Raw genomic sequence first — 2,371 nt, 5'->3', positions numbered from 1 at the left:
CGGGGTGCTGGCGAACAGCGCGCGCGGCGCCTGCCCGCCGTCGGGCACCTGCGACCACACCAGGCCCATGGGCGACACGCCGGCGTAGCTGCCCGACCGCGGCGCGTCGCGCGACAGGTCCACCCTGCCCTGGGCATCGACCTCGAAGACGGCCTCGGCGTGCCAGGCGACGCCCGGGCCGCGCAGGGTGTGGCTGCGCAGCGTGACGGTCTCGCCCGGCACGAGTCCGCTGGCCACGATGTGGCGCGGCACGTCGATCAGCGCGTCGGCGGGGGTGATGGTGAGCGCGGCCACGCCTTACTTGCCCACGCGGGTGACTTGCAGGGCGGTGGTGCGGTCGCTCAGGATCGGCTCGACCTTCAGCCCCTTCTTGGCCGCCCAGATGTTCTGGTAGTGGAACAGCGGGATCTGGCCCACGTCGTCGGTGACCAGCTTGGCGGCATGGCGGAACACGGCCTCGCGGCGGCGCGCATCGAACTCCACCGTGGCGGCATCGAGCGCCTTGTCCACCGCTTCATTGCTGTAGCGGCCCCAGTTGTTGGCGCCCCGGCCGCGCTGGGCATCGGTGGTGGCCAGCGTCTGCAGCAGGCCGTAGCCGGCCTCTCCCGTGCCATTGCCCCAGGCGATCACGCTGACGGCGAAGTCGTTCTTGTTGGCGCGGCTGGCGTACGAGGCCCAGGGCAGCACCTCCACCTTGGTCTTCACGCCCGCGCGGCTCCAGAACTGGGCCACGGCCTGCACGGTCTCGGGGGCCTGCGGGTAGCGGTCGCCGGGCACGTGGATGGTGATCTGGAAGCCCTGCGGAAAGCCGGCCTCGGCCAGCAGCTTTTTGGCCTGCTCCACGTTGTAGGGAATGTCCTTGACCTCGGGGTTGTAGCCGAAGCTGCCCTTGGGCATCCACTGGTTGGCTTCGGTCACCGTGCCCTGCAGCACGCGGTCCACGATGGCCTTGCGGTTGATGGCCAGCGACAGCGCCTGGCGCACGCGCACGTCCCGCAGCGGGTTCTGCGCGAGCGGCTTGCCCGCGTTGTCGGTGACGAACTCGTTGGCGCCGGCCTTGAAGCTGGGCTGCAGCAGCAGCGCGCGCAGGCCGGGGTAGGTGTACACGCTCACGCTGGGCGTCTTGCGCAGCTTCTCCACGTCGGTCACGGCGACCTTGTCGATCACGTCCACGTCGCCCGCCAGCAGCGCGGCGGTGCGCGCCGCGCCGTTGTTGATGTAGCGGTAGTTCACCTTCTCCCACAGCGGCTTGGTGCCGTAGTAGCTCGCGCTGCGCTCGAACACCGTGCGGTCGCCCGGCACGTAGGAGATGAATTTGTACGGCCCCGTGCCCACGACGGCGCGGCCGGCGTTGTAGTCCTCGGTCTTGGATTTTTCGCCCACGTGCTTGCTCACGATGTAGATCGAGGCGATCTCCAGCGGCAGCATGGGGTTGGGCGTGTTGGTCTTGACGATGACGGTGTGCGCGTCCTTGGCCGTGGTCGATTCGACCGTGCGCAGCGCGCCCGCATAGGACGCCACGCTGCCGGGCACGTTGCGCGCGCGCTGGAACGAGAACACGATGTCGTCGGCGGTGAAGGGCGTGCCGTCCTGCCACTTCACGTCGGTGCGCAGCTTGAACTCCCAGGTCTTGTCGTCCAGCGTCTTCCAGCTGGCGGCCAGGCCCGGCTCCAGCTTGCCGCCGTCGCGCGAGTTGACCAGCGAGTCCCAGAAATGCAGCGCCAGCGAGCGGTCGCCCGCGTGGTTGTTGAGCTGCGGATCGACCGACGACACCGGGTCGGCGAAGCCGATGGACAGCGTGTTGCCGTTCTGCGCGAGCGCGCCAGTGGCACCGGTAGCGGCGAGCAGCGCGGCGGCGGCCAGGGTGGCGAGGCGGAAGGAAGTCATGGCGGGCCTTTCAGGAAAAAACGAACGGGATACGGCGGGGGCAACGGGCGTTGGACGGTGAGCGCTCAGCCGTCGTTGAGGTGGCAGGCGCTCTCGTGCCGCACGGCGATGCCGCGCAGCCGCGGCACCTCGGTGGCGCAGCGCGGCATGGCGTGCGGGCAACGGGGGTGGAAATGGCAGCCCGAGGGCGGCGAAATGGGGCTGGGGATCTCGCCGCAGATGGACGAAAAGCGCGTGCGCCGCGCGGCCACGCTCGGGATCTCGGCCAGCAGCGCCTGCGTGTAGGGGTGGTTGGGCCGGGCGAAGAGTTCCTCGACCGGCGCGCTCTCGACCACGCGGCCCAGGTACATCACCACCACGCGGTCGCACACGTGTTCCACCACGCCCAGGTCGTGGCTGATGAACAGGTAGGTCAGGCCCAGCTGGTCGCGCAGGTCCATGAACAGGTTGAGGATCTGCGCCTGGATCGACACGTCCAGCGCCG

Annotated in this window: 3 protein-coding genes; all 3 read right to left on the bottom strand. The window is 69.5% G+C overall.

All coding sequences use genetic code 11. The features are described from left to right. Window positions 1-294 (bottom strand): acyl-CoA thioesterase/BAAT N-terminal domain-containing protein (locus tag AC27IO_RS22945; RefSeq protein ID WP_498740964.1); only part of this gene is annotated, 294 nt, incomplete at its 3' end. A 3-nt stretch (window positions 295-297) separates the two neighbouring features. Further along, a complete protein-coding gene (locus tag AC27IO_RS22940; RefSeq protein WP_284429433.1) occupies window positions 298-1,887 on the bottom strand; it encodes an ABC transporter substrate-binding protein in 1,590 nt (529 codons plus the stop codon). A gap of 65 nt (window positions 1,888-1,952) precedes the next feature. After that, window positions 1,953-2,371 (bottom strand): oligopeptide/dipeptide ABC transporter ATP-binding protein (locus AC27IO_RS22935; protein ID WP_498740962.1); only part of this gene is annotated, 419 nt, incomplete at its 5' end.

The organism is Acidovorax sp. KNOB132 (assembly GCF_057541515.1).
The sequence above is the reverse complement of the archived record's forward strand: the minus strand, read 5'-3'. Positions and strand labels throughout refer to the sequence as shown.